General features: G+C 67.2%; 1 protein-coding gene. It reads left to right on the top strand.

The window, feature by feature from the left end; translation table 11 throughout:
- The first annotated feature begins 306 nt into the window (after positions 1–306).
- Entirely contained in the window at positions 307–1,551 is a 1,245-nt protein-coding gene (locus tag ACFU7Y_RS43805) for an IS110 family transposase (protein ID WP_380772039.1), read from the top strand.
- Positions 1,552–1,642: the final 91 nt, after the last annotated feature.

Raw genomic sequence — 1,642 nt, forward strand, 5'->3', positions numbered from 1 at the left:
CAGGTCAGCGATCCAGCGCACCTTCGGTGCGCGCCGGGGGCCTGGTAAATGCCGTGGCGCGCGCCCGAGGTGCGCTTCCGGACGCCTCTGACGAGGGCGGGCACCGGCCGGGAAGCTTGAGAGGTCCGTTCCGGCCGAAACCGATGTTTCTGTGATGCCTGTGAGCTCGCAGGTCAGCGTGGTACTGAGGGCCGTCCACGGGAACCGTGGAGTGTTGCTACGAGCACGGGCGTCAGAATTCCTGCTACACCCTGGCCCTCCCGGAACGGCGAACCGGTGGGCCGTCTGCGAGGGAGGAACAGGGCCGTGGATGTGCTGCATGAACGCTGTGCCGGTCTGGACATCAGCAAGAAGGACGCCAAGGTCTGTGTCCGCACCCCGAACACCAAGCGGAGGGGATCGTTCTCCACCGAGACCACGACGTGGGGCTCGACGACGAACGCGGTACTCGCCCTGCGCGAGCACCTGCTCGCCGCCGAGGTCACGCTGGTGGTGATCGAGGCGACGTCGGACTACTGGAAGCCCTTCTACTACCTGCTGGCCGAGGACTTGAATGTGATCCTGGTCAACGCCCGGCAGGTGAAGAACCTGCCCGGCCGCAAGACGGATGTCTCCGACGCGGCCTGGCTGGCCCAGCTCGGCGCCCACGGCCTGGTCAGGGCATCGTTCGTTCCCGGGCAGCCCGTGCGTGAACTGCGGGACCTGACCCGGGCCCGCACCCAGACCACCCGCGAACGCGGGCAGGTCGTCCAGCGCCTGGAGAAGCTGCTGGAGGACACCGGCATCAAGCTCTCCGCCGTCGCATCCGACATCATGGGCGTCTCCGGACGGGCCATGCTGGAGGCTCTCATCGCCGGCGAACACGACCCCCAGATCCTGGCGGAGATGGCCAAGCGCAAGCTCCGCAACAAGATCCCCGAGCTCACCGAGGCCCTGACCGGTCGCTTCCGCGAACACCACGCGTTCCTGGCCCGGCTTCATCTGGACCACTACGACCAGCTCACCCGGGCGGTCCAGAAACTGGACGAGCGGATCGAGGAGGCGATGGCACCCTTTCGTCCCGTGTTGGACCTGCTCGACACCATCCCCGGGATCAACCGGGTTGTCGCCGAGGTGATCGTCGCCGAGACCGGCGGTGACATGAGCCGGTTCGCCTCAGCCAAGCACCTGGCCTCCTGGGCCGGGGTCTGCCCGGGACACCACGAGTCCGCCGGCCGGGCGAAGAACACCAAGGTCCGCCCCGGCAATCCCTACCTCAAGGGCGCCCTGGGACTGGCCGCGTTCGGTGCGGCCAGAACCAAGAACGCCTACCTGGCCGCCCGCTACAGACGACTGGCCGCCCGCCGGGGCCCGCTGAAGGCCCTCGTTGCCGTCGAGCACTCGATCATCACCGCGATCTGGCACATGCTCACCGACCATAAGCCCTACCACGAGCTCGGCGGCGACTACTTCACCCAGCGCGACCCTGAACGCGCCGCCCGCCGGGCGGTCAACGCCCTCAACCAGCTCGGCTACCAGGTGACCCTCAACCCGATCGACACCGCAGCCTGACCATCCACCCAGCACCCGATCGCCATCCCAGTGATCGGGTGCTGAGTCATGCCAAAACCCCATCTACTTGGGCTTCTATTTACGCGTCAGA

It is taken from the genome of Kitasatospora sp. NPDC057542 (assembly GCF_042801945.1).
Taxonomy (GTDB): Bacteria; Actinomycetota; Actinomycetes; order Streptomycetales; family Streptomycetaceae; genus Kitasatospora.